The organism is Pelagibacterium luteolum, from assembly GCF_900100665.1.
Classification (GTDB): domain Bacteria; phylum Pseudomonadota; class Alphaproteobacteria; order Rhizobiales; family Devosiaceae; genus Pelagibacterium; species Pelagibacterium luteolum.
The window spans coordinates 1-22,258 of sequence record NZ_FNCS01000019.1 but is presented as its reverse complement, the minus strand read 5'-3'; the positions used below and the strand labels follow the sequence as shown (position 1 = coordinate 22,258).

Genomic DNA, 22,258 nt, shown 5'->3' with positions numbered 1-22,258 from the left:
CATCACTGTTACATCGCAACGTCTCGTGGATCGAACGTCACTTCGACGCTCCGCCAGCTCTCGTATTTTTCGACTGGCAGCATATTGTAGGGCGCACAGTTCTGAACCGCGCGCTGTGCGGAGAGTGCCGTCGCCCGCACCAGATCATCCGACAAGGCTGAGACGATTTGCGGCGTGGCCGAAAGCGACCCGTCCTGATTGAACGCGACGTTGATGGTTACAGTCAGGCCCGGCGTCGTCTGGGCGGCGATCGGCGGCGTCCAGCATCGGCGCATGGCCGCGGCCAGCGCCGACTGCTCGGACTGGGTCAAGGTTGCAGACTGCCCCGTCGGCGCACCGAGCGATTGCTGTCCGCCTGCGCCGGTCGTGGAGCCGCGTGACGTTTCGTCATTGATGAGATCGGCGATGCGATCGGCAAGATCGTCACTGACCGGACTTGTCGGCTGGTTCTGTGGTGTCGGTGGTGTCGGGCGCGCTTGTTCCTGCTGTTGCTGCTGAGCGGCCTGTTCCGCAGCGCGCTCGGCAGCTTCCTGCTGCTGGGCGAATTGCTGACGCAACTGGTTGACGCTAGCGGTCACCTGCGGCGGCACCGGGGCCGCCGGTTGTGGCGGCTCGGGCGTTGGTTCCGGCTCAGGCTCGGGTTCGGGCATAGGTTCAGGCTCTGGGGCCGGAGCAGGCTCTGGAGCAGGTGCAGGCTCGGGTTCAGGCGCCGGCTCAGGCTCGGGCACGGGTTCAGGCCGCGGCGCCGGCGTGGGCGGAGGCGTCGGTGCTGGCGCGGGTTCCGGCTCTGGCTCGGGTTCAGGCAGTGGCTCGGGCTCGGGTTCAGGCTCTGGAGCGGGTGCGGATTCGATCGAGGGCGCCGGCGACGGCGTATTTGTGATTTCGGGCGTGGGCTGATCCTCTTCGGTCGCCCCCGTACGATCTGCGATATCGACTTCCGTTTCGGTTTCGACAGCAGACGGCGTCTCGGTATTGACGACTTCGCTGGTCTCGACGCCGGCGGTGATGTTGGAAAATTCCGAAATTGGAACGAGATCGACCGAGATGGCCATCTCCATGCTCGGATTCATGCGCTCGGCGTTGGACAGGTGCACGAGGCTAAACGCCAGAATGGCGGTGTGGCCTATCACCGATACGGCAGATCCGATACGCATGGGCTACTGCCCCGCAGCTTCTGCGGTCGGCTGCTGGGTGATCAGTCCGATGCGCGAATATCCGGCAGACGACAATGTCCCCATGACCTGCATCACGGTGCCGTAATTGGCGGCGGTATCGCCGCGGACATAGATGCGGTCTTCGGTGCTTTCGGCCTGGGCGCCCACGGCTGCGACGAGTTCGCCTGCCGTTATGAGGTCCTCGCCAAGGTAGATTTCGCCTGCAGGATTGACCGAAACGGTGATCGGCGTGCGTGGGGTCTCAAGTTCGCCCGCCGACGATTGCGGCAGATCGATCGCGACACCTGCCGTCATCATTGGTGCGGCCACCATGAAAACGATAAGCAGCACGAGGACCACGTCCACGAAGGGCGTGACGTTGATCTCGCTCATCATCTTATTGCGCGAGCCGCCGCGACGACGGCGTCCGCCGCCCCCGCCTCCGCCTGCAACACCCATACCCATTACTTACGGCTCCGGGCTTCGAGCTGACGCCCGAGAATGGCCGAGAATTCATCGGCAAAGCCTTCGAGCCGGCCGATGAGCTTGTTGGCGTCGCCCGAGAGCTTGTTATAGGCGATAACCGCGGGAATAGCCGCGACAAGGCCGATGGCCGTCGCAAACAGCGCTTCGGCGATCGGACCGGCGACCACACCAAGGCTGGCGCTTTGCGAGGCGGCGATCGCTGTAAATGCGTTCATAATGCCCCAGACCGTGCCGAACAGACCGATGAACGGAGCGGCCGAGCCGACAGTGGCCAGAACCGAGAGGCGCTTTTCATACACTTCGGTTTCGCGAGATATCGCGACGTCGAGCACTTTGTCGAGCCGTGCCTGCACCCCGACATAGCTCGAGGCGTTCTGCTCGTGGCTCCGCTTCCATTCCTTCATCGCGGCGACAAACACCGCGGCAAGGCCACTGGTCGGGCGCTGGGAGAGCGTCTGGTAGAGCTCTTCAAGCGACTGTCCTGACCAGAAGGTCTTTTCGAACTGGTTCATCTCCGAGCGTGCGCGATTAAACATCAACGACTTGTCGATGATGATCGCCCAGCACCAGATGGAGGCGCCCAAAAGGCCGAGCATAACGATCTTGACGACGATATCGGCCATAAGGAACAGGCCAAGCGGCGAAAAATCGGTATGCGCGGCCGCAGTGCCCACAGCGTCCATAGCTTCCATATCAAACTTCCTCGGAGAATAGTCCTTGCCGATGGGTGCCCCGCCGCCAGCAATACCTTGATGCGATGGCGGTCAAATTTGTCAAAAGTGAGAGACAAATCCCCGCGACCCGGTCAATGCAGCGCAGCAGTGCCGCTTGCCCCATTTATGGTCAAGGAAAGGTTAAGAAGCGCTCAACGCGGCAAAAGAAGCGCGCGGAGGCTTTCCGGAAGACGGACGGGCCGTCCTTTGTCGTTGAGAAGCACGGCAACCACATTCGCGCGACAGACGATCTCGTCCTCGCGACGGATGGTTTGCTCCAAAATAAACCGCGCACCGGCGGTTTGCGCCATTTTCGTCTCGACTACCAAGAGGTCATCGATATGGGCGGCGCGGTCGTACGAGATGGTCATTTCGCGCACTGCGAAGGCCAGCCCGTCGGCGATCAATTCGGAGTGATGGATGTCGTGGGCGCGTAGATATTCGGTTCGCGCCCGCTCGAAAAATTTCAGATACGCCGCGTGATAGACATTGGTGGAGAAGTCGGTGTCTTCGAAATAGACCCGCACCGGGAAGCGGTGCAGGCCATCGGCACCGATCTCGCCACCGAATGTGTGGCTCACGGCTCGCCCTCTTCGTCTTCGAACAACCGCGCCTGCATGCCGACGAAGCCCTGCGGCACCGCATAGCCCATGTGCTGGAACGAGAGCGCTGTCATCATACGCCCGCGCGGCGTGCGTTGAATGAACCCCTGCTGGATGAGATAGGGCTCGACGATTTCCTCGATCGCGTCGCGTGGCTCGCTGAGCGCCGCCGACATGGTTTCGATGCCCACGGGTCCACCGCCATAGAACTCGGCGATGGTCTTGAGGTAGCGCCGATCAAGCTGATCGAGGCCTCTTGCATCGACATCGAGGCGTAGGAGAGCTCGGTCGGCGACCACCCGATCGATGGTCGTTGCACCCTCGACCAGCGCGAAATCGGTCACCCGTCGCAAAAGGCGTCCGGCGATACGTGGCGTTCCCCGCGAGCGGCGGGCGACTTCCATCGCCCCATCCTGAGTCATGGCCATGCCCATCAGCCGCGATCCGCGCTCGACGATCTTGACCAGTTCCTCGGGGGTGTAAAAGTTCAGCCGCACCGGAATGCCAAAGCGATCGCGCAGGGGCGTCGTCAAGAGCCCGGCGCGGGTCGTCGCGCCGACCAGCGTGAACTTGGCAAGATCGATCCGCACCGAGCGGGCCGCCGGGCCCTCGCCGATGATGAGATCGAGCTGAAAATCTTCCATCGCCGGATAGAGAATTTCCTCGACTGCCGGATTGAGCCGGTGGATCTCGTCGATGAACAAGACGTCGCGTTCTTCTAGATTGGTCAGAAGCGCGGCGAGATCGCCCGCCTTGGCGATGACCGGGCCGGACGTTGCGCGAAATCCGACGCCCAGTTCGCGCGAAATGATCTGAGCCAGCGTCGTCTTGCCCAGGCCGGGAGGGCCGACGAACAGGACGTGATCAAGCGCCGCCTGGCGTTGCCGGGCCGCCTCGATGAACACCTGCAGATTGGCCCGCGCGGCCTCCTGCCCCACAAACTCGGAAAACCCCGAGGGACGGAGGGAAACATCGAGACTATCGTCGCGGCCCGTGGCGGCGTTTGTGAGATCGGTCATGAGAGTTTGCTATTGCTCCCGGCGTCCGAATGCAACGGCGCTCACGAACTCAACTCCCGCAGGCCCAGCCGGATCAGTTTTTCAGTTGCGACGTCCTCGCCCTCTTTTGCCACCACCCGCGCGACCGCGCCTGATGCCTGGGCCTGCGCGTAGCCGAGATTGACCAAGGCGGAAACGGCGTCCGCCACATTGCCGCTGGCAACGCCCTCACCCAGCGCCGTCTGAAGGCCGATTGTTCCCGCATCGATACTGCCCAGTGCGGGCACCTTGCCCTTGAGTTCGAGCACTAGGCGCTGCGCCAGCTTGGGGCCTACGCCCGGCGCGCGGCCAACCATGGCCTTGTCCTGCAAGGCGATGGCCGAGGACAGGTCTGACGGCGAGAGTGTGGAGAGGATCGCCAGCGCAACGCGTGAGCCCACGCCCTGCACGGTCATCAACAGCTTGAACCAGTTCTTTTCGCCCTGCGTGGCAAAGCCATAGAGCCGGATCATGTCTTCACGCACGATCATCTCGATATGGAGTGTCGCCGCTTCGCCGACCGACGGCAGCGCTTGCAGCGTCCGCCCCGAGCAATGGGCCTCGTAGCACACGCCATTGACGTCGAGCAGCGCCGTGTCGTCGCCCAGCGCGTCGATCACTCCCTTGAGCTTTCCGATCATGCGGACTTCGCCAGCTTGCGGTGTTGACGGTGGTGAGCATGGCAAATGGCGATGGCCAGGGCATCAGCGGCGTCAGCCGATTTGAAATTAGCCGCCGGCATCAGCGTCTTGACCATCAATTCGATCTGTTTCTTGTCGGCGTGGCCGGTGCCGACCACCGACTTCTTGACGAGATTGGCGGAATATTCGCCCACCGGAAGCCCCATAGATGCGGGCGTCATGACGGCAATGCCGCGTGCCTGCCCCAAGAGGAGCGTCGAGCGGGCGCCGGCATTGACGAAGGTTTCTTCCACCGCCGCCTCGGTCGGGTGATGTTCGGCGATCAGCCGCATCAGCCCTTCGTGCAGATGGACGAGCCGCAGCGCCAGTTCCTGATCGACGGCGGGGGTCAGGACTCCGCACGCGATAAAGCGCAGCCGGTTTCCCTCGCTCTCGATGATCCCCCATCCGGTACGCCGAAGCCCCGGATCGATCCCCATGATTCGCACCAATTCCAACATGCTCCAAGGCTAACCAATCGCGGCCAGCCTACCAAGCATAAAGTGAACAAAGCAAAAACATTGCTGTTGAAACAACCCGTCCCGCGTGTCGGGAAAAGTCCGCTTTTTCGCGATTTGCGCAACCTTGCATTCATTCTCGCGGCGCTAGAGTGGCGTTGGACGCAAACTTCAGGATCTCAATTCGCAATGGCGCGCACTCTCTTGCTGCCCCGCCAGGCATGGGCAGCCATTGCCATACGCACGGCCAATCTTATGGCCGTATCCGTTATGGCGTCGGTGGTCCTATCCTATCTCATCCTCAACATCTTCTCTCAGGGCATCAATGAAACCGGGCTTGCGGCCGCGTTTATCGCACCGCTCGTGCTCGGCGGACCGATGGTGTTCTACCTCTCGCTCAAGCATCAGGAATTGAAATTCGCCTATCAACGGCTTGAGGAAGCGGCAGCGCGCGACAGCCTGACCAATTGCCTCAACCATGGCGCTTTTGTTGAAGCGGTCACCGTTGTTCTCGACGCGCCCGACGGCGCTGGCGGAGCGCTCCTGGTGATTGACGCCGATCATTTCAAATCGATCAATGACCGCTTTGGCCATGCCAGTGGCGACACGGCCCTTAAGCTCATTGTGGCCGCCATACGTGCGCCACTCACCGAGCTTGAGATTGTAGGGCGCCTCGGCGGGGAGGAATTCGGAGTCTTCCTGCCCAACGCAAGCCGCGAGACCACGCGCATCATAGCCGACCGGATACGCCTCGCCGTGCGAACAATAGAGTTCGAGGCAGGCGATGAAATCTGTACGCTTTCAGTCAGCGTCGGCGGCGCGGTGTGCAGCGAGAAGATGGGTTTTAATGATCTGTTCCGGGCGGCCGACGAGCGCCTCTACAAGGTCAAGAAAACCGGACGCAACAACACCGACATCGTGGTAATCCCCAAGCGCCCGGCCAACGAAGCGATTGTACCCGACCAGACGCGCCATTTGCTCTATCGCGGCCAAAAGGTTCGCAAGGCATAAAAAAGGGCGGCAACAGCCGCCCAGATATTCTACAAGTTGCGCCAGATCAGGCCGAAAGCTTGGCCATGTCCTCATCGCTCATCTCGAAGTTCGAATAGACGTTCTGAACGTCGTCATCGTCGTCTAGATTGTCGATCATCCGCATCAGGCTCGCGCCCTTGTCGGCATCGACAGGCGTGTTGTTCTGCGGCTTGAAAACGGCCTTGACGCTTTCGGCTTCGCCCAGCGCGGCTTCGAGCGCCGAAGAGACGTCGCCAATATCTTCGAAGGCGCAATAGATGGTGTGGCCGTCTTCGTCGGACTGAACGTCTTCAGCCCCAGCCTCGATCGCCGCTTCCATGACCGTATCGGCGTCGCCGACCTTGGCGGGATAGTAGATTTCGCCAACCCGGTCGAACATGAAGGCGACCGACCCTGTTTCGCCCATGGCGCCGCCGGCCTTGGAGAAGATGGCGCGGACATTGGACGCGGTGCGATTGCGATTGTCGGTCAGAGCTTCGACGATCACCGCGACGCCGCCGGGGCCGTAGCCTTCATAGCGCACTTCTTCGTAATTATCGCCTTCACCGCCCTGCGCCTTCTTGATGGCGCGTTCGATGTTGTCCTTGGGCATGGACTGGGCCTTGGCGTTATTCACGGCCAGGCGCAGGCGGGGATTCATCGCCGGATCGGGCATGCCCGACTTGGCGGCGACGGTGATTTCGCGCGCCAGTTTGGAGAAGATTTTTGACCGCACCGCGTCTTGGCGGCCCTTGCGGTGCATGATGTTCTTGAACTGTGAATGGCCGGCCATAGTCGGACAGTTCCCTTGGCTAAAAACGAATTGGAATGGGCGGCTTATAGTCGCCCGAGGCGCGAAAATAAAGACAGTGGATGAAGTTTAGCGCGTCACGGTCAGGCGAAATCGGGATAGGCTTGGGCCAGCGTGCCGCCGATGCGGACGGGGAGAATTTGCGTGCAAAGCCCGGTTTTCGGGTCGGTTTCGATCGCCACGCCCGAAAGGGTCGCTTCACCTTCTGATGGTGTGAACCGTGCCGAGGCGAGGCCGGTGACGAAACGGTTGATCGGTTCGTCGATCTCCATGCCAATGACGCTGTCGTAATCGCCGCACATGCCGGCGTCCGACATCAGCCCCGTGCCCGAGCGCAAAATGCGGTGATCGGAGGTCGGGATGTGAGTGTGGGTGCCCACAACGAGCGACACGCGGCCGTCGAGATAATGGCCCATGCCCTGCATTTCCGAGGTCGCCTCGGCGTGAAAATCGACAATGATTGCATCGACTTGCTCGCCAAGCGGACACGCGGCAATCGCTGCATCGACGGCCCGGAACGGGTCATCCATAGGGGGCATGAACACGCGGCCCAGAGCCTGCACGACCAATACCTGATGGCCGTTGCGGCCCGTGACCATTGCGGCCCCGCGCCCCGGTGCGCCGGGCGGGAAGTTGATGGGACGGATGAGGGTCGGATGGCGCGCGATGGCGGTCATCAATTCGCGCTGGTCGAATGCGTGGTCGCCGAGCGTCACGACATCGGCGCCGGCATCGCGCAACAGCTCGAAATGCGCCTCGGTGATACCGCGTCCATGACTGGCGTTCTCGCCATTTATGACAACGAAATCAAAGTGATATCGCTCGATGATACCCGGCAGCCGATCGGTGATCGCATCGCGGCCCGCCCGCCCCATCACGTCGCCCAGAAACAGCAGCCTCATGCGTTTTCGAACCGCCTGACACCGGCTTCGGTGACCAGCACGTCGAGCGGCAGGTCGTGGGCGAGGCGGGGGATGAAATCGAGTTCCTGGGCTGAAAACGCGTAGCCGACAAGCAGCGGCCTGGTGCCCATGTGAGCCAGCGTGCGGTCATAATAGCCCTTGCCATAGCCGAGGCGCGTTCCGGTTTTATCGAACGCGAGCAAGGGGATAACGACGATGTCGGGGACGACGACGGGCGCGGTTTCAGAGGGGGCTAGCGTGCCGAATCCGGATGGGTAAAGCGGCTGGCCATCTTCCCAGAGCCGAAGTTCGAGCGGTTCGTCCTCGCTCAAAACCACAGGTAAAGCAACGGGTTGACCGGAATCCATGAGCTTGGTCAAGAGCGGCTTGCAATCGATTTCGTCCCGGATCGGCCAGTAAAGCGCGACGATCTGGTTCTTTTGCAGCGCAATGCCATCGAGAAAATGGTCGGCAGCGGCCTTGGACGCGTCCTGGCGATCGGCCTGCGGCACCCCCGTTCGGCGGGCGAATGCCTCTTCGCGCAGCCTTGCCTTTTGCTCTTCGAGCTGAGCCTCTTCGTCCGTCAAGCCGTTGATTTCTCCTAACAAATAAAGTGCCGCCCTGGCCGTGGGACGTGTCGATCCCGGGAAACCTACTCATGTAGGTGGGCGCCATATACCCAAGCCCACGGGCCTGGACAGGGATAGCTCCCTTAAGGATCGATAAGGCCCCGGGGATGCAGAGTCCTACACGAACCGGGCAGCCCGATTGATATAGGCTCTATTGCTGCATCGGCAAAGAGGGTGCTTGCGCTTTTGTGAAGACCCCGCCCACAACCACGCATATATGGCGCGAGATCGGCGATTGTGCGCATGATCGACAGGGCTATGCGTCAGTTGGCGACAGGGTCGTGCGAAAAGCCCTTAAGCGGCTAAACGCGCTCGAGCCGAACGTGAGGTTCGGGCGGTAAAATCACCGCGATCTCGTCCCCACTCCGCACCACGCCACCGGCGACAACCACCGTCATGATGCCTGTCCGAAGCAATGGCGTGCCGTCATCGCGCTTGCCGATCATCTGCTTTAAAAGTCCGGGTCGAAAGTTTTCGATCTGGCTGCAGGGATTGCGCAGCCCGGTGACTTCGAGGCGCACGTCGCCAATGGCGAGGATCGTGCCGCGTGGCAGATCGATGAGGTCGATGCCCCGTGTGGTGATATTTTCGCCGAGTGCACCCGGCGCCACGTCGAACCCCAATGCGTTGACCTCGTCGAGCAGTTCGGTGGCGATGAGGTGGACTTGGCGCAGATTGGGCTGGGTGGGATCGGCCTTGACTCGCGATCGGTGCTTGACCGTAACGCCCGAATGGGCGTCGCCGGAAACGCCGAGCCCATCGAGGATTTCGATGGACTCCACGCTGGACTTGGAAAAGCCATGGACCGGGGATGCGTGTACGGCGCTAACGCAAGCCTTCACACTCTCGATGACGTCCGACAACGGCTCACCTGCGTTCAATTGGGCTGCGGCTGGTCCTGACCGGCATTGTCGACGGCGGTGGCGATGGATTCGATGCGGCGGGCGACATCGGAGAGCTTGGCGGCAAATTTGGCTTCCATCGATTCAGCTTCCGCCGCGACGTCGCTGCCGGCCCGTGTGACCGTTGCCAATTCGCTGCTGAGTTGCTGGATCTTGCGCTCGGCTTCGACAAGTTCGTCGACGACAGCAATGCCGGCCATCACGACGAGGCGGTTGTCGCCGATTTCACCGAACGTGCCCTTGTACTCGTCGATATAGCGGTTGAACCGCGTCGCGAGGGACGACAGATGCGTTTCCTGCCCATCCTCGCAGGCCATGCGGAACTTGCGGCCATTGATTTCGACGCTGACTTCAGCCACGCGCTTCTCCTTGTTCGAGGACGGATTTGACCGTGTCCATGGCTTCCGCAATCCGGCGGGAAACCTCTTCGGTTGCGGAATCGAGCCGATCGGCGCGTGCCGTAGCGCGATCGAGATCGCCGGCGAGCCGGGTGCGATCGGCAGCGAGGCGCTGGTTGTCGGTCTGGAGCTGACCGGACGACCGCAGTCGCGAGGACAGCGAACGGACCGAGGTATCGAGCCGATTGAGCGAGCGATCCAGCCGCTCGATGGCGGTGGCAAAACTCTCTCCGGGCGGTGGCGTTGTCACAGCTTGCGCATCCTTCGAATCCGTCACGTCCATGCCCCACCATAACCTTAAAAGTGGCGGAAATGGCAAGATTGCGTGAGGAGGCGGAATTTGTTGCGGTGTGGGCGCTGGGGTGTCCTGCGGTGGGGGCCATACTGGCTCCACAGGAGGCACAACGCCCCGCCCCCTGACATTGACTCGATATCCGGACCTGTTATGTGTCTGCACGCGCCAGCGAGCCGGGCCGGAGGGGGTCTGGGTGTCGCCTTTCCTGATGTCGAAAGCTACGGGTTATCATGACAGACAGAGCCAAACACGATGCAATGGCGAATGCCATCCGCGCCCTTTCCATGGATGCGGTGCAGGCCGCCAATTCGGGCCATCCCGGCCTTCCGATGGGCGGCGCCGACATCGCGACGGTGCTGTTTACAAAGATCATGAAGTTCGATCCCAAGGCGCCGCATTGGCCGGACCGTGACCGGTTCGTGCTCTCGGCGGGCCATGGCTCGATGCTGCTGTATTCCTCGCTCTATCTCCTCGGCTATGAGGACATGACGCTCGAGGACATCAAGAATTTCCGCCAGCTGGGCTACAAGACTGCCGGCCATCCCGAATACGGCCACGCCGACGGCATCGAAACGACCACCGGCCCGCTCGGTCAGGGTCTGGGCAATGCCGTGGGCATGGCGATCGCCGAAGCCAAGCTCAACGCCGAATATGGCGACGACCTCGTCAACCACTTTACTTACGTCTTCGCCGGTGACGGGTGCCTTATGGAAGGCATCTCCCAGGAGGCGATCTCGCTGGCCGGTCATCTGAAGCTTTCAAAGCTGATCGTCGTCTGGGACAACAACGACATCACCATCGACGGCAAGGTCTCGATGGCGGACTCGACCGACCAGCGCAAGCGCTTCGAAGCGTCGGGCTGGAACACGATCGAGATCGACGGGCACGATCCCGAGCAAATCGAAAAGGCGTTCAAGGACGCACAGACCTCCGACAAACCGACCCTGATCTCGGCCAAGACCACGATCGGTTTCGGTTCGCCCAACAAGGCAGGCACCAACAAGGTGCATGGTTCTCCGCTCGGTGACGAGGAACTGGCCGCCGCCAAAAAGCAGCTTGGCTGGGCATACGGTCCGTTCGAAGTGCCAACCGAAATCATGGACAATTGGCGCCTGGCGGGCAATCGCGGCACCAAGGAGCGCTCGGCCTGGACCGAGCGGCTGAACGCCGCCGGGCCTGAAACAAAGGGCGAGTTCGAACGCCGTATGCGCGGCGATCTGCCCGAGGCGCTCAAGGGCGCGATGGCGAGCTACAAAAAGAAACTCGCCGAGGACAAGCCCAAAAAGGCAACCCGCGCCTCATCGCAGGATGCGCTCGAAGTGCTCAATGGCGCGGTGCCCGAGACCATCGGCGGTTCCGCCGATCTGACCGGATCGAACAACACCAATACCAGCCAGACCAAGCCCTATTCCGCCGACGATTATTCCGGGCGTTATATCCATTACGGTATTCGCGAGCACGGCATGGCTGCGGCCATGAACGGGATTGCGCTGCATGGCGGGCTTTATCCCTATGGCGGCACATTCATGTGCTTTACCGATTACTGCCGCCCCTCGATCCGCCTTTCGGCGCTGATGGGCATTCGCGTCGGTTATGTCATGACCCACGATTCGATCGGTCTGGGCGAAGACGGCCCGACCCACCAGCCGGTGGAGCACATGGCCGCGATGCGCGCCATTCCCAACCTTCTGGTCTTCCGCCCGGCCGACGCCATGGAAGCCGCCGAATGCTGGGAAATCGCGCTCGAACGCCACAAGCAGCCATCGCTTCTGGCCCTGTCGCGCCAGAACCTGCCGGCCCTGCGCACCGAATACTCCAGCGAGAATATGTGCCTGCGCGGCGCCTATACGATCTGGGGCGAAAAGGACGCCGACGTCGTGATCTTCGGCACGGGTTCGGAAACCCAGCTTGCCGTGGAAGCGGCCAAGGAACTCACCAATGAGGGCATTTCGGCCCGCGCCGTATCGGTGCCCTCGATGGAATTGTTCGCGGCCCAGTCCGACGACTACAAGCGCACAGTGTTCGGCAAGGCCAAGGCCCGTGTTGCGGTCGAAGCCGGCATCGAAATGGGCTGGTCGAAATTCCTCGGCGATACCGGACGCTTTGTCGGCATGACCGGCTTTGGTGCATCGGGCGAGATCAACGATCTCTACAAGCACTTTGGGATTACGACTAAAGCCATTGTTGAAGCCGCTCGGGCGCAGCTTTAAGGACGAGCGATGTCGCGCCTGGCCGGCGCCCATGGGACCCCGGGCATAAATCCCCGGGGTGACGATTGTGGGGGTGGCGGGCGCGGGACCAATTCAGATGTCATCCCGGGGCGTGTTCCCGGGATCCAGCAGCGGCACTGGCGACGGGCAACAGCGTCCGATGACAGGGCACAAAGACCAGTCTTTTTTCCGTTAGATCTTCTCTCAAGGAGCATTTCATGACCGTCCGCGTCGCCATCAACGGATTTGGCCGCATCGGCCGCAACGTCCTGCGCGCCATCGTCGAATCCGGCCGTACCGACATCGAAGTCGTGGCCATCAACGATCTGGGCCCGGTGGAAACCAACGCCCATCTGATCCGCTATGACTCGGTACATGGCCGCTTTCCCGGCACCGTGACCGTTGCCGGCGATGCGATCGATGTGGGTCGAGGCCCTATCAAGGTGACCGCCGTGCGCAACCCGGCCGAACTGCCCCATGGCGAGATGAACATCGACATCGTGATGGAATGCACGGGCATTTTCACCTCCAAGGAAAAAGCCTCGGCCCACCTTGAAGCCGGCGCCAAGAAAGTGATCGTCTCCGCGCCCGCCGATGGCGCCGATATGACCGTGGTCTATGGCGTGAACCACGACCAGTTGACCGCCGAGCACAAGGTGATTTCCAACGCCTCGTGCACGACCAACTGCCTGGCCCCCGTCGCCTATGTGCTCAATGAAGCCGTGGGCATCGAAAAGGGGTTCATGACCACGATCCACTCCTATACCGGCGACCAGCCGACGCTCGACACCATGCACAAGGACCTCTACCGCGCCCGTGCTGCAGCGCTGTCGATGATCCCGACGACGACCGGGGCCGCCAAAGCCGTGGGTCTCGTTTTGCCCGAACTCAACGGCAAGCTGGACGGCACTTCGATCCGCGTCCCGACGCCCAATGTTTCGGTGGTGGATTTCAAGTTCATCGCCAAGAAGACCACCTCGGTCGAGGAAATCAACGCGGCGATCAAGACCGCTTCGGAAGGCAAGCTCAAGGGCATTCTGGGCTACACCAATGAGAAGCTGGTTTCGACCGATTTCAACCACGATCCGCATTCGTCGATCTTCCACATGGACCAGACCAAGGTGATGGAAGGCACATTCGTGCGTATCCTTTCCTGGTACGACAATGAGTGGGGCTTTTCGAACCGCATGAGCGATACGGCCGTGGCCTTCGCCAAGGTCTGAGCCTTGCTGCAAGATCGCACACTACGCTGGAGGCCGCTCGGATCGAGCGGCCTCGAACATTTAAGGGTTGTCGAACGCGACGGGGCGATCGTGCTGCGCGGCGTGGTGATCGCCGATCGCGATGACGCCGATTGCGCGGTGTCCTATGCAATCACGCTCGATGCGGATTGGGGGTTTCGCGCGGTGACGCTCGAGAGCGATAGCGGACTGACGGTTGCGCTCACCCGCGATGGCGCGGGGCGATGGGCGGATGGAGATGGGCCGCGCGAGGATCTCGCGGGCTGTATCGATATCGATATTTCCGGATCGCCGACCACCAATACCCTGCCGATCCGGCGGATACGCGATTGGGTGGTGGGCGAGCCGCGCCGGTTTGCCATGGCCTATATTGCCCTGCCCGGACTCATGGTTTCGCGCCATGAGCAGATCTATACAAAACTCGGTGCCGACCGGTTCCGATACCAGAACGCCGACGGGTCGTTCGAGGCGCAATTGAGCGTCGATGAGGACGGGTTCGTCATCGACTATCCGACGCTTTTCGCGCGCGTCTAGAGCGGTGCGCCCTTTTCCTTGAGGGCCAGTTCTGCTACCGCAAGTCCAACCCGGCCAAGGCGGCCGGGACTGGGCCTATCGGCGGGAGACGTGCGATGACGGCAGCGTTCAAGACCCTTGATGATTTCGATCTCGACGGCAAGCGCGTGCTGGTCCGCGTCGACCTCAACGTGCCGGTGAAAGACGGCAAGGTGACCGACACGACGCGCATCGATCGCGTGGCGCACACCATTCAGGAAATCGCCAACAAAGGCGGGCTGCCGATCCTTCTCGCCCATTTCGGACGCCCCAAGGGCAAGGTCGATGCGACCATGAGCCTTGAGGTGGTGGTCAAGGATCTGCACCGCATCGTGGGCAAGCCCGTCCATTTCGCCAGGACCGACTGGACGGATGTCACCGAAGCGAAAAAGGTGATCGACGGCGCCGAGAGCGGATCGGTGGTGTTGCTGGAAAACACCCGTTTCCATCCCGGCGAGGAAAAGAACGATCCCGCGCTTGTCGAGACGATGGCCTCGCTCGGCGATCTTTATATCAACGATGCGTTCTCCGCTGCCCACCGCGCGCACGCTTCGACGGCCGGATTGGCGCATAAGCTGCCATCGGGCGCCGGGCGCGCCATGGAAGCCGAGCTCCGGGCGCTCGAAGCCGGGCTGGGCAATCCCAAAAAGCCGGTGATCGCGATTGTCGGCGGGGCGAAAGTGTCTTCCAAGATCGACCTCTTGGAAAACCTCGTCACCAAGGTGGAGGCGCTGGTGATCGGCGGGGGCATGGCCAATACGTTCATCTATGCGCTGGGCTATGACGTGGGCAAATCGCTGTGCGAACGCGATTTGAAGGAAACCGCGCTGCGCATCATGGACAAGGCCGAGGACGCGCGCTGCGCGATCATCCTGCCTATTGATGGCGTCGTGGCGTGGCATTTCGAAGCCAACACCCCCAGCCGCACCTATGGGCTCGACGCGATCGACAAGGACGGCATGGTGCTCGACGCCGGGCCGCAGTCGATCGAAAAGATCAAGACCGCGATCAACGAGGCGAAAACCGTTGTCTGGAATGGCCCGCTCGGTGCGTTCGAAATGGAGCCTTTCGATAAGGCGACCGTGGAAGTCGCCAAGCACGCCGCCGAGCGCACGCGCAAAGGGCTGCTGACCTCGGTCGCCGGCGGTGGCGACACGGTGGCGGCACTGGCCCATGCCGGGGTGAAGGACGAGTTCACCTATGTCTCGACGGCAGGCGGCGCGTTTCTCGAGTGGATGGAAGGCAAACCGCTCCCGGGGGTGGATGCGCTGTCGCGGTGAGGTTGTAACCCCAATGAACGTGCATTACATTGTCATTCACGACAATGGAGTAGAAACCGATGGCTGCCAATGCGCTCGTCCAGGCCAGGATCGACAGCGAAATCAAGCAGGAAGCTGCTGCAGTGCTCGAAACGATGGGCCTTACCGTATCCGATGCCGTGCGCTTGATGCTGATACGCGTGGCCAATGAAAAGGCTCTGCCCTTTGAACCATTGACGCCCAACGCAGAGACGGTGGCAGCGATGCGGGACGCCCGCGAGGGCAAAGCCAAGAAAATCGGTTCCATCGAGGACTTGATGGCTGACCTGAATGCGGACGATTGAGCGCACGACAGCCTTCAAGAAAGACTTCAAGCGCGAAAAGCGCGGCCGCTACGCCAAGACGCTCGAAGCCGAGTTGGTGGCAGTGCTCGAACATTTGATCGAAGATCGCGATCTGGAGCCCCGGCATCGCGACCATGCACTGACAGGCGATTGGAACGACCACCGCGACTGCCATGTCCGGCCCGACCTCGTTCTGATCTATCGCAAGCCCGACCCTGAAACTCTGCAACTGGTTCGGTTGGGCTCGCACTCAGAACTCGGGCTCTAGCGGGTTCCCCTCCTCCGCATCATCCCTTCGTCCAATACCCGAACGTCTAACTCGATTGTGGGCGGGGTGGTGGGGTATTTTGGGCGCAATAGTCCACACACTCATGGGGTTTTGCGTCCGATGTCTCGACTGAGCGATATCGCCAATCAGCTTGTTGCACCCGGCAAGGGCATTCTGGCCGCCGATGAATCGACCGGCACCATCAAGAAGCGGTTCGATACGATCGGGCTCGCGTCGACAGAGACCAGCCGCCGCGATTATCGCGAGATGCTGTTTGGCGCCGACGAGGCGATGAGCCAGTACATTTCGGGCGTGATTCTGTTTGATGAAACCATCCGCCAGTCGGCATCCGACGGCACGCCCTTTGTCGAGATGCTGCGCGCCAACAACGCTTTGGCCGGGATTAAGGTCGATACCGGCGCCAAGCCCATGTCGGGCTTTGCCGACGAAACCGTGACTGAAGGCCTCGACGGGCTGCGCGACCGCCTGAACGAATATGCGGCGCTTGGTGCGACCTTTGCCAAATGGCGCGGTGTTATCGCCATTGGCGAGAATAAGCCGACGCGCGGTTCGATCCATGCCAACGCCCATGCGCTGGCCCGCTATGCGGCGCTGTGCCAGGAAGCCGGCATCGTGCCGATCGTCGAGCCGGAAGTTCTGGCCGATGGCAAGCCGGGCGACCACACGATCGAGGTCTGCGAACGGGTGACGACCGATACGCTGGCCGAAGTGTTCGAGGAACTGCGCCTCGCCGGCGTCGAACTCGATGGCATCATTCTAAAGCCAAACATGGTGATCCCCGGCGTCAACGGACCCAAGGTTTCGGTCGAGGAAGTCGCAGAGCGCACGGTGCGGACGTTGAAGGCCACGGTGCCTGCAATCGTCCCCGGCATCGCGTTCCTTTCGGGCGGCCAGACCTGTGAACAGGCCAGCGCCAATCTCTCCGCCATGCACAATTTGGGCAAATTGCCCTGGGGTCTGACCTTCTCCTATGGCCGCGCGCTGCAGGCCGATGCGCTTGCGGCATGGGCCGGCAAGCCCGAAAATGTCGAAGCCGCACGCCGCGCCTTCATCCACCGCGCCAAGATGAATTCTCTGGCCTCGCAGGGCCAGTGGGCCGCAGAACTCGACCGGGCGGCGTAAGCGGCGTCAGAGCGGAAATCATTCCACCGCTGTCACCCCGGGCGAAGAGACCCGGGGCGCAGTATCCTTGGCGGCGGAGGATTGATCGCATGCGCGGAGCATACTAGGTCCCGGATCAAGTCCGGGATGACCGTTGGGGTAGGGCGGCGGTTGTGTCGCAGCACCTGCGCCGTTGCGGTCAGCCCCAAGTTTGTCGTTGCCGTAAATTCATCCCGCCGCTGTCACCCCGGGCGAAGACCCGGGGCCTAGTATCCTCGGCGAGTGTGGGTAGATCACCGGAGCGGAGCATACTGGGTCCCGGCTCAGGGCCGGGATGACGGTGCTGGGTGGGGCGAAGCTGCGGGTCTGTAGCGACGACGCCACCGGGCACGCCCTTTTCAAGATCGAAGGGACGCGGTAGGAACGCCCGCGTCCCTTTTTTCGTCATGGTTTGACGGCAAGGGAACCATGACAGTGGGGCCCCATGGCATTTGAAATTTTCCTCATCGCCGAACCCGATATCTCTGCCGAACGGCTCGATGCGATATTGACGCGCGTGCCGGCGGCGGCGCTGTTGCTCAAGGCCGGTGACGAAGACGACCTCACCTATGGCGCGCGCGTAAAAGCGCTGGCCAAATCGGTCCAGAAGCACAATTGCGCCGTGCTGCTCGACAACCGGCCCGACCTCGTACGCAAGGCCTATGCCGATGGCGTGCATATTTCGGGTGGCATCAAGGCGGTGCACGAGGCGATCGAGGCGTTAAAGCCCGATTTCATCGTCGGCACCGGAGATATCGGTTCGCGCCATGAGGCCATGCTGCGCGGGGAACTGGACGTCGACTATCTGATGTTTGGCGACCGGACCGACATCGACGGGCGCGAGATGGCCGATTGGTGGGCGGAAACGTTCGAGGTGCCATCGGTCTATTGTCCCGGCGCGGGCGACGATCTTGCAGGGGTCGCCAACGAATTCGTCGCCTATCCGCAAACCGATTGGGACCAGATCCCTTCGGGTGACGATCGATGAGGGCAAAGGCAGCATTGTTGGTCGCGCTGCTCGTGCTCGGGCCGCTGCCGGCTGTCGCGCAGTCCGAGCAGATGGACGAAGCCATCGATATTTCACGCATGCTGCTCAATCCGCCCGAAGGCGTGGACCTCGCCTATGGCGCGTTCCAGCGCGGCTATTACCTGACGGCGTTGCGGCTGGCCGAGCGCCGCGCCGGGCAAGGCGACGCCGTGGCGCAAACGTTGATCGCGGAAATCTATGCCAATGGGCTGGGTGTCGCGCAGGACATTCCGCGCGCCATAAGCTGGTACAATCAGGCTGACCAGAACGGGGACGTGCAGGCGACGTTTCAGCTTGCGCTGATCTATCAGTCGGGCACAGGCGTGACGCAGAACCGCCAGCGCGCCGCGAGATTGTTCCAGAAGGCGGCCGAGGCCGGGCACGCGGCGGCCAAATACAATATGGGCCTGCTGCACGTCGAGGGCGAATTTGCCGAGCCCAATCTGGTGCGTGCCGCGCAGCTGATCGGCGAGGCGGCGGAAGCGGGTCTGCCCGAAGCGCAATATGATTTTGCCGTGATGCTGCTCGAGGGTGCGGGCGTTGCGCCCGACACCGAGCGCGCGCTGGAGCTTCTGGCGTTGTCGGCAAGCGAAGGGCTGGCCGATGCGCAGGTGGAATATGCGACGCTGCTCTATATGGGGGCCTTGGGCGAGCGCGACGCAACCGCAGCAGCCGGGTGGTATGCCCGCGCTGCCGAGCAGGGCAACCCCGTGGGCCAGGCCCGCTACGCCATGATGCTGGCGGCGGGTGAAGGCGTGCCCGCCGATATCGAAACCGCGGCCATGTATCGCGATCTCGCGCGCCGGCAGGGCCTCTCCGACAGCAATCTCGACAACGTCATAAGAGGCGCCGACCCCGACGTGCGGGCGCGCGGCGAGGAACGGGCGCGTTATTGGCCGGGCGTGCCGCCCAGCCAGGAACCGGCGCCGACGGCCCCGACCAGCGAGGAAGACGACACGCTCGATCAACCCCTGCCTGATATGCTCGATACGCTGCCGCCTGAAATCAGCGAGATGATGGGGGGCGAGGACTAGAGCAATTCCAACTTCGATGGCATCGAGACAGGGGCTCTAGGTCTCTGTTTTGGTCATGCTTCCGATCCGGGCGGAGACTCGTCGGATGCGGAAATGCTTGAAAGCCAGCCCGTTCTGGGGCAAAAGCCAGCCACCAATCCAAACAAGGCCCCGAGCGCGCACCGCCGGCGGGCGCTCAATCGCAAAAGACCAGAAACGATGAAAATCAACGGTAACGAAATTCGCCCCGGCAATGTGATCATGCACCAGGACCGCCTTTGGGTGGCGGTGAAGGTCGATCACGTCAAGCCCGGCAAGGGCGGCGCCTATGCCCAGGTGGAACTGAAAGCCATCCAGGGCACGACCAAGCTCAACGAACGCTTCCGCTCGGCGGAAACCGTCGAGAAGGTGACGCTCGAGCAGCGCGACTTCCAGTACCTTTACGCACAGGGCGACGCGCTGGTGTTCATGAACACCGAAACCTACGAGCAGATCGAACTGGCCACCGATTTCGTCGGCGAGCGCGCAGCGTTTCTGCAGGACGGCATGATGGTGACCGTCGAAATGTACGAAGACACCCCGCTCGGCGTACAGCTGCCCGCGCAGGTGACGCTGGAAGTGACCGACACCGAGCCCGTGGTCAAGGGCCAGACGGCGGCCAACTCGTTCAAGCCTGCAGTGCTTGAAAACGGTGTCAAGACCATGGTCCCGCCCTTTGTCGGCATCGGGCAGAAGATCATCGTCGATACGACCGAAGTGACCTATATCCGCCGCGCGGATTGATAAAACGAGCGGGTGCGATTGGCGCAGGCTCAGCGCACCCTCACCCCGGCCCTCTCCCCTCAAGGGAGAGGGGGCTCTCAAGGCAGCGCAGGCGGACACACGCGAGCGCTGGTGAATGACCTTCCTTCCCCCCTTGAGGGAGAAGGTGGCCGCGAAGCGGTCGGATGAGGGGTGCGCAGCGGTCGCGCTACCATCCATCGCATACTGATTTGAACCCGATCGCATACCGAACAGGATATCCCCATGGCTCGCTCAGCGCTGATGAACGTAATGGTCAATGCCGCGATGAAGGCCGGCAAGGGCCTGATCCGCGATTTTGGCGAGGTCGAGAATTTGCAGGTGTCGCGAAAAGGGCCGGCCGATTTCGTGACCGTTTCCGACAAGCGCGCCGAAAAGGTGGTGATGGACGAGCTGATGAAGGCGCGCCCCACCTATTCCTTCCTCATGGAGGAAGGCGGGGAGATCAAGGGCACCGACGGGATGCACCGCTGGATCATCGATCCCATCGACGGCACCACGAACTTCATGCACGCCATTCCCATGTTTGCCGTGGCGATTGCGCTCGAGCGCAACGACGAAATCGTCTCCTCGGTGATCTACAATCCGATCATGGACGAGCTCTATACCGCCGAAAAAGGCAATGGCGCCTGGCTCAACAACCGCCGTCTGCGGGTGGCGGGGCGCAAGCACATGGCCGAGGCGCTGATTTCCACCGGCATCAATTCGCAAGGCCGCGCGCTCGATGCGCTGCAATTGCGGCAGTTGGCGCACATCACCCCTGCCGTTGTCGGCATTCGCCGCACGGGCTCGATCTCGATCGATCTGGCGTGGCTGGCCTCGGGCCGGCTGGATGGCGTGTGGGAAGCGGGCCTGAAACCCTGGGACGTGGCGCCGGGACTGTTGATGGTCAAGGAAGCCGGCGGGTTTCTGACCGACTTTGCCGGCGGCAACGATGCCGTAGCCAAGGGCGAAGTGGTGGCTGGCAATGAAATCATCCAGGCCGAACTGCTCAAGGCCGTGCAGGCGGTCAAATAACTAAGTTGACTCGAAAAGTCATAATAAAATAGCGTCCTCCGGTCTATCGATCCGGGGGAATGTCATGGCTATCGTTTTTCGCATCCTTTTCGCGCTGTGCGTCGGGTTATCGGCAACACATGTCGGGCATGCCCAGGACGTGTTCCCCGTGACCGTCGAGCACGCGCTGGGCACGACGACGATCGAGGATGTTCCCGAACGCGTCGTGGCGCTGATGGACCGCGACGTCGATACGCTTCTGGCGCTTGGGGTCGTGCCGGTCGGCATCCGGTCCTGGTACAATTTCGAGGATGGGGCAGGCCCGTGGTCGGCGCCACTGCTCGAGGGGCATTCCCCAGAAGTCTGGCTCGGGCGGGAACTCAACTTCGAAGCCATAGCGGCGACCGAACCCGACCTGATCGTTTTCGCGAGTTCGGGCGGGGATCGCGCAGAATATGAGCGGCTAAGCCAGATCGCCCCTACCCTGTCGTTGCCCAAGGGCGAATCGCCGTGGGGGTCGACAACGACGGCGACGACGCTTCTGATTGCCGAAGCGCTCGGCCGTCGCGACGAAGGGCAGGCGCTAATCGATGGTCTCGAAACCTATCTGGCCGGGATCAAGGCCGAAAATCCCCAATTTGCGGGCCACACGGCCAATTATCTCGACGTCCATGCGGGCGGGCTGACCTATTACGCCCAGACCCAGTTCATCAACAAAACGCTTTACGATCTGGGCTTTTCGCCCGTGCCGGCGGTGCTCGACATGCCGGCGGACGAGAGCTATGTGACGGTGACCGCCGAAGAGGCGCGTCTGGCCGATGCCGATATCCTCCTGATCTACCCGTTCGGCAGCACGCGAGACGAGATACTGGCCGCAAATCCGACGCTCGATACGCTCGAGGCGTTTCAAACCGGCGGGGCGATCCTCCTGCCCGACCTTGCCTTCTCGCAGGCCTCGGTGCTCTCCATCCCCTATGCGCTAGAGCGGCACCCGAGCTGAATGAATCGGTGCGGGTTCCCAAATCAACGCGTTTCTGATTCATCATGTTTGCCGGGTGAGGAGGCCGGCGGACATGTCGAAAGCTTTGTCACTCGATCTCCGGACGCGTGTTCTTGCCGCCGTGGCCAGCGGGCTCAGCCATCGCCAGGCAGCTGAACGCTTTGGTGTCAGTGCGGCAAGTGTGAGCCGCTGGAGGGCGCGCCAGCGTGATCAGGGAGCGCCTCTTCCCAAGGCCTTGGGAGGTGATCGTCGATCTGGACGCATCGACGCCTGCAAGGTTTTGATCCTATCGCTGCTCGAGGAGACGC

The 22,258-nt window shown here is 61.9% G+C and carries 27 protein-coding genes and 1 other RNA gene; 14 read left to right on the top strand and 14 right to left on the bottom strand.

All coding sequences use genetic code 11. The annotated features are described in order from the left end of the window. Window positions 1-8 precede the first annotated feature (8 nt). From BLR31_RS21800 to ruvC, 7 genes are all read right to left on the bottom strand, one after another. A complete protein-coding gene (locus tag BLR31_RS21800) occupies window positions 9-1,154 on the bottom strand; it encodes a cell envelope integrity TolA family protein (RefSeq protein ID WP_176762753.1) in 1,146 nt (381 codons plus the stop codon). A 3-nt stretch (window positions 1,155-1,157) separates the two neighbouring features. After that, a complete protein-coding gene (locus BLR31_RS18275; protein WP_090598761.1) occupies window positions 1,158-1,619 on the bottom strand; it encodes a biopolymer transporter ExbD in 462 nt (153 codons plus the stop codon). Beyond that, a complete protein-coding gene (gene tolQ / locus BLR31_RS18270; protein ID WP_090598856.1) occupies window positions 1,619-2,323 on the bottom strand; it encodes a protein TolQ in 705 nt (234 codons plus the stop codon). Before tolQ ends, BLR31_RS18275 begins: the two co-directional genes overlap by 1 nt. 182 nt (window positions 2,324-2,505) lie before the next feature. Further along, complete coding sequence (gene ybgC / locus BLR31_RS18265) at window positions 2,506-2,934, bottom strand: tol-pal system-associated acyl-CoA thioesterase (protein ID WP_090598757.1); 429 nt, start codon at window positions 2,932-2,934, stop codon at window positions 2,506-2,508. Then, complete coding sequence (gene ruvB, locus BLR31_RS18260) at window positions 2,931-3,974, bottom strand: Holliday junction branch migration DNA helicase RuvB (protein ID WP_090598751.1); 1,044 nt, start codon at window positions 3,972-3,974, stop codon at window positions 2,931-2,933. The genes ybgC and ruvB overlap by 4 nt, the downstream gene beginning before the upstream one ends. Window positions 3,975-4,015: 41 nt before the next feature. Continuing rightward, window positions 4,016-4,633, bottom strand: a complete 618-nt coding sequence (gene ruvA / locus BLR31_RS18255) for a Holliday junction branch migration protein RuvA (RefSeq protein WP_090598748.1) — start codon at window positions 4,631-4,633, stop codon at window positions 4,016-4,018. Further along, window positions 4,630-5,133, bottom strand: a complete 504-nt coding sequence (ruvC, locus tag BLR31_RS18250; RefSeq protein ID WP_090598744.1) for a crossover junction endodeoxyribonuclease RuvC — start codon at window positions 5,131-5,133, stop codon at window positions 4,630-4,632. The genes ruvA and ruvC overlap by 4 nt, the downstream gene beginning before the upstream one ends. Window positions 5,134-5,319: 186 nt before the next feature. On the opposite strand from ruvC, the gene BLR31_RS18245 reads away from it, so the two are divergent. Then, window positions 5,320-6,141, top strand: coding sequence for a GGDEF domain-containing protein (locus BLR31_RS18245; RefSeq protein WP_090598740.1), 822 nt, complete (start codon window positions 5,320-5,322; stop codon window positions 6,139-6,141). 46 nt (window positions 6,142-6,187) lie between these two features. Here the strand turns inward: BLR31_RS18245 and BLR31_RS18240 are convergent, their stop codons facing one another. The 7 genes from BLR31_RS18240 to BLR31_RS18210 all read right to left on the bottom strand — a co-directional run bounded on the left by BLR31_RS18240 (window position 6,188) and on the right by BLR31_RS18210 (window position 10,060). Then, window positions 6,188-6,934 carry a YebC/PmpR family DNA-binding transcriptional regulator gene (locus BLR31_RS18240; protein WP_090598736.1) on the bottom strand — a complete coding sequence of 249 codons (747 nt, stop codon included), beginning with the start codon at window positions 6,932-6,934 and terminating at the stop codon, window positions 6,188-6,190. A 101-nt stretch (window positions 6,935-7,035) separates the two neighbouring features. Continuing rightward, window positions 7,036-7,854, bottom strand: a complete 819-nt coding sequence (locus BLR31_RS18235) for a TIGR00282 family metallophosphoesterase (protein WP_090598733.1) — start codon at window positions 7,852-7,854, stop codon at window positions 7,036-7,038. Continuing rightward, the gene (locus BLR31_RS18230) at window positions 7,851-8,441 is read right to left on the bottom strand and encodes a 5-formyltetrahydrofolate cyclo-ligase (RefSeq protein ID WP_176762752.1); all 591 of its coding nucleotides are present in this window, start codon (window positions 8,439-8,441) and stop codon (window positions 7,851-7,853) included. The genes BLR31_RS18235 and BLR31_RS18230 overlap by 4 nt, the downstream gene beginning before the upstream one ends. A 22-nt stretch (window positions 8,442-8,463) precedes the next feature. Then, window positions 8,464-8,623: non-coding RNA, 6S RNA (ssrS, locus tag BLR31_RS18225), on the bottom strand. A gap of 162 nt (window positions 8,624-8,785) precedes the next feature. Further along, entirely contained in the window at window positions 8,786-9,325 is a 540-nt protein-coding gene (locus BLR31_RS18220) for an MOSC domain-containing protein (protein ID WP_090598848.1), read from the bottom strand. Between the two features lie 35 nt (window positions 9,326-9,360). Further along, window positions 9,361-9,744, bottom strand: a complete 384-nt coding sequence (locus BLR31_RS18215) for a cell division protein ZapA (protein ID WP_090598729.1) — start codon at window positions 9,742-9,744, stop codon at window positions 9,361-9,363. Next, a complete protein-coding gene (locus BLR31_RS18210; RefSeq protein WP_176762751.1) occupies window positions 9,737-10,060 on the bottom strand; it encodes a DUF4164 family protein in 324 nt (107 codons plus the stop codon). The genes BLR31_RS18215 and BLR31_RS18210 overlap by 8 nt, the downstream gene beginning before the upstream one ends. A gap of 248 nt (window positions 10,061-10,308) precedes the next feature. Between BLR31_RS18210 and tkt the strand changes: the two genes are divergently transcribed. The 13 genes from tkt to BLR31_RS18145 all read left to right on the top strand — a co-directional run. Beyond that, entirely contained in the window at window positions 10,309-12,288 is a 1,980-nt protein-coding gene (gene tkt / locus BLR31_RS18205; RefSeq protein WP_090598721.1) for a transketolase, read from the top strand. A 218-nt stretch (window positions 12,289-12,506) separates the two neighbouring features. Continuing rightward, window positions 12,507-13,511, top strand: a complete 1,005-nt coding sequence (gene gap, locus BLR31_RS18200) for a type I glyceraldehyde-3-phosphate dehydrogenase (protein WP_090598718.1) — start codon at window positions 12,507-12,509, stop codon at window positions 13,509-13,511. A 3-nt stretch (window positions 13,512-13,514) separates the two neighbouring features. Continuing rightward, on the top strand, window positions 13,515-14,063 hold the full coding sequence (locus tag BLR31_RS18195; RefSeq protein ID WP_090598714.1) for a putative glycolipid-binding domain-containing protein: 549 nt from the start codon (window positions 13,515-13,517) through the stop codon (window positions 14,061-14,063). 95 nt (window positions 14,064-14,158) lie between these two features. Further along, window positions 14,159-15,361, top strand: coding sequence for a phosphoglycerate kinase (locus BLR31_RS18190; protein WP_090598711.1), 1,203 nt, complete (start codon window positions 14,159-14,161; stop codon window positions 15,359-15,361). A 59-nt stretch (window positions 15,362-15,420) separates the two neighbouring features. Further along, the gene (locus BLR31_RS18185; RefSeq protein WP_090598707.1) at window positions 15,421-15,684 is read left to right on the top strand and encodes a type II toxin-antitoxin system RelB/DinJ family antitoxin; all 264 of its coding nucleotides are present in this window, start codon (window positions 15,421-15,423) and stop codon (window positions 15,682-15,684) included. After that, complete coding sequence (locus BLR31_RS18180) at window positions 15,671-15,952, top strand: type II toxin-antitoxin system YafQ family toxin (RefSeq protein ID WP_090598703.1); 282 nt, start codon at window positions 15,671-15,673, stop codon at window positions 15,950-15,952. The genes BLR31_RS18185 and BLR31_RS18180 overlap by 14 nt, the downstream gene beginning before the upstream one ends. 120 nt (window positions 15,953-16,072) lie before the next feature. Beyond that, complete coding sequence (locus tag BLR31_RS18175; protein ID WP_090598699.1) at window positions 16,073-17,095, top strand: class I fructose-bisphosphate aldolase; 1,023 nt, start codon at window positions 16,073-16,075, stop codon at window positions 17,093-17,095. Window positions 17,096-17,558: 463 nt separating this feature from the next. Then, on the top strand, window positions 17,559-18,101 hold the full coding sequence (locus tag BLR31_RS18170; RefSeq protein ID WP_090598696.1) for a thiamine phosphate synthase: 543 nt from the start codon (window positions 17,559-17,561) through the stop codon (window positions 18,099-18,101). Continuing rightward, on the top strand, window positions 18,098-19,174 hold the full coding sequence (locus BLR31_RS18165; protein ID WP_090598692.1) for a tetratricopeptide repeat protein: 1,077 nt from the start codon (window positions 18,098-18,100) through the stop codon (window positions 19,172-19,174). The genes BLR31_RS18170 and BLR31_RS18165 overlap by 4 nt, the downstream gene beginning before the upstream one ends. Window positions 19,175-19,372: 198 nt before the next feature. After that, complete coding sequence (gene efp, locus BLR31_RS18160; RefSeq protein WP_090598844.1) at window positions 19,373-19,936, top strand: elongation factor P; 564 nt, start codon at window positions 19,373-19,375, stop codon at window positions 19,934-19,936. A 243-nt stretch (window positions 19,937-20,179) separates the two neighbouring features. Next, window positions 20,180-20,971: an inositol monophosphatase family protein gene (locus BLR31_RS18155; protein ID WP_090598688.1), complete on the top strand. Its 792-nt coding sequence runs from the start codon at window positions 20,180-20,182 to the stop codon at window positions 20,969-20,971. Between the two features lie 64 nt (window positions 20,972-21,035). Continuing rightward, window positions 21,036-21,950, top strand: a complete 915-nt coding sequence (locus BLR31_RS18150; RefSeq protein WP_090598683.1) for an ABC transporter substrate-binding protein — start codon at window positions 21,036-21,038, stop codon at window positions 21,948-21,950. A 73-nt stretch (window positions 21,951-22,023) separates the two neighbouring features. Further along, window positions 22,024-22,258 (top strand): helix-turn-helix domain-containing protein (locus tag BLR31_RS18145; protein WP_176762750.1); only part of this gene is annotated, 235 nt, incomplete at its 3' end.

What these genes read in the sequence shown, in the direction of transcription:
- BLR31_RS21800 (WP_176762753.1), bottom strand. Translation starts at nt 1,154, where the DNA reads ATGCGTATCGGATCTGCCGTATCGGTGATAGGCCACACCGCCATTCTG.
- BLR31_RS18275 (WP_090598761.1), bottom strand. Translation starts at nt 1,619, where the DNA reads ATGGGTATGGGTGTTGCAGGCGGAGGCGGGGGCGGCGGACGCCGTCGT.
- tolQ (WP_090598856.1), bottom strand. Translation starts at nt 2,323, where the DNA reads ATGGACGCTGTGGGCACTGCGGCCGCGCATACCGATTTTTCGCCGCTT.
- ruvB (WP_090598751.1), bottom strand. Translation starts at nt 3,974, where the DNA reads ATGACCGATCTCACAAACGCCGCCACGGGCCGCGACGATAGTCTCGAT.
- ruvA (WP_090598748.1), bottom strand. Translation starts at nt 4,633, where the DNA reads ATGATCGGAAAGCTCAAGGGAGTGATCGACGCGCTGGGCGACGACACG.
- ruvC (WP_090598744.1), bottom strand. Translation starts at nt 5,133, where the DNA reads ATGTTGGAATTGGTGCGAATCATGGGGATCGATCCGGGGCTTCGGCGT.
- BLR31_RS18245 (WP_090598740.1), top strand. Translation starts at nt 5,320, where the DNA reads ATGGCGCGCACTCTCTTGCTGCCCCGCCAGGCATGGGCAGCCATTGCC.
- BLR31_RS18240 (WP_090598736.1), bottom strand. Translation starts at nt 6,934, where the DNA reads ATGGCCGGCCATTCACAGTTCAAGAACATCATGCACCGCAAGGGCCGC.
- BLR31_RS18235 (WP_090598733.1), bottom strand. Translation starts at nt 7,854, where the DNA reads ATGAGGCTGCTGTTTCTGGGCGACGTGATGGGGCGGGCGGGCCGCGAT.
- tkt (WP_090598721.1), top strand. Translation starts at nt 10,309, where the DNA reads ATGACAGACAGAGCCAAACACGATGCAATGGCGAATGCCATCCGCGCC.
- gap (WP_090598718.1), top strand. Translation starts at nt 12,507, where the DNA reads ATGACCGTCCGCGTCGCCATCAACGGATTTGGCCGCATCGGCCGCAAC.
- BLR31_RS18190 (WP_090598711.1), top strand. Translation starts at nt 14,159, where the DNA reads ATGACGGCAGCGTTCAAGACCCTTGATGATTTCGATCTCGACGGCAAG.
- BLR31_RS18185 (WP_090598707.1), top strand. Translation starts at nt 15,421, where the DNA reads ATGGCTGCCAATGCGCTCGTCCAGGCCAGGATCGACAGCGAAATCAAG.
- BLR31_RS18180 (WP_090598703.1), top strand. Translation starts at nt 15,671, where the DNA reads ATGCGGACGATTGAGCGCACGACAGCCTTCAAGAAAGACTTCAAGCGC.
- BLR31_RS18175 (WP_090598699.1), top strand. Translation starts at nt 16,073, where the DNA reads ATGTCTCGACTGAGCGATATCGCCAATCAGCTTGTTGCACCCGGCAAG.
- BLR31_RS18170 (WP_090598696.1), top strand. Translation starts at nt 17,559, where the DNA reads ATGGCATTTGAAATTTTCCTCATCGCCGAACCCGATATCTCTGCCGAA.
- BLR31_RS18165 (WP_090598692.1), top strand. Translation starts at nt 18,098, where the DNA reads ATGAGGGCAAAGGCAGCATTGTTGGTCGCGCTGCTCGTGCTCGGGCCG.
- efp (WP_090598844.1), top strand. Translation starts at nt 19,373, where the DNA reads ATGAAAATCAACGGTAACGAAATTCGCCCCGGCAATGTGATCATGCAC.
- BLR31_RS18155 (WP_090598688.1), top strand. Translation starts at nt 20,180, where the DNA reads ATGGCTCGCTCAGCGCTGATGAACGTAATGGTCAATGCCGCGATGAAG.
- BLR31_RS18150 (WP_090598683.1), top strand. Translation starts at nt 21,036, where the DNA reads ATGGCTATCGTTTTTCGCATCCTTTTCGCGCTGTGCGTCGGGTTATCG.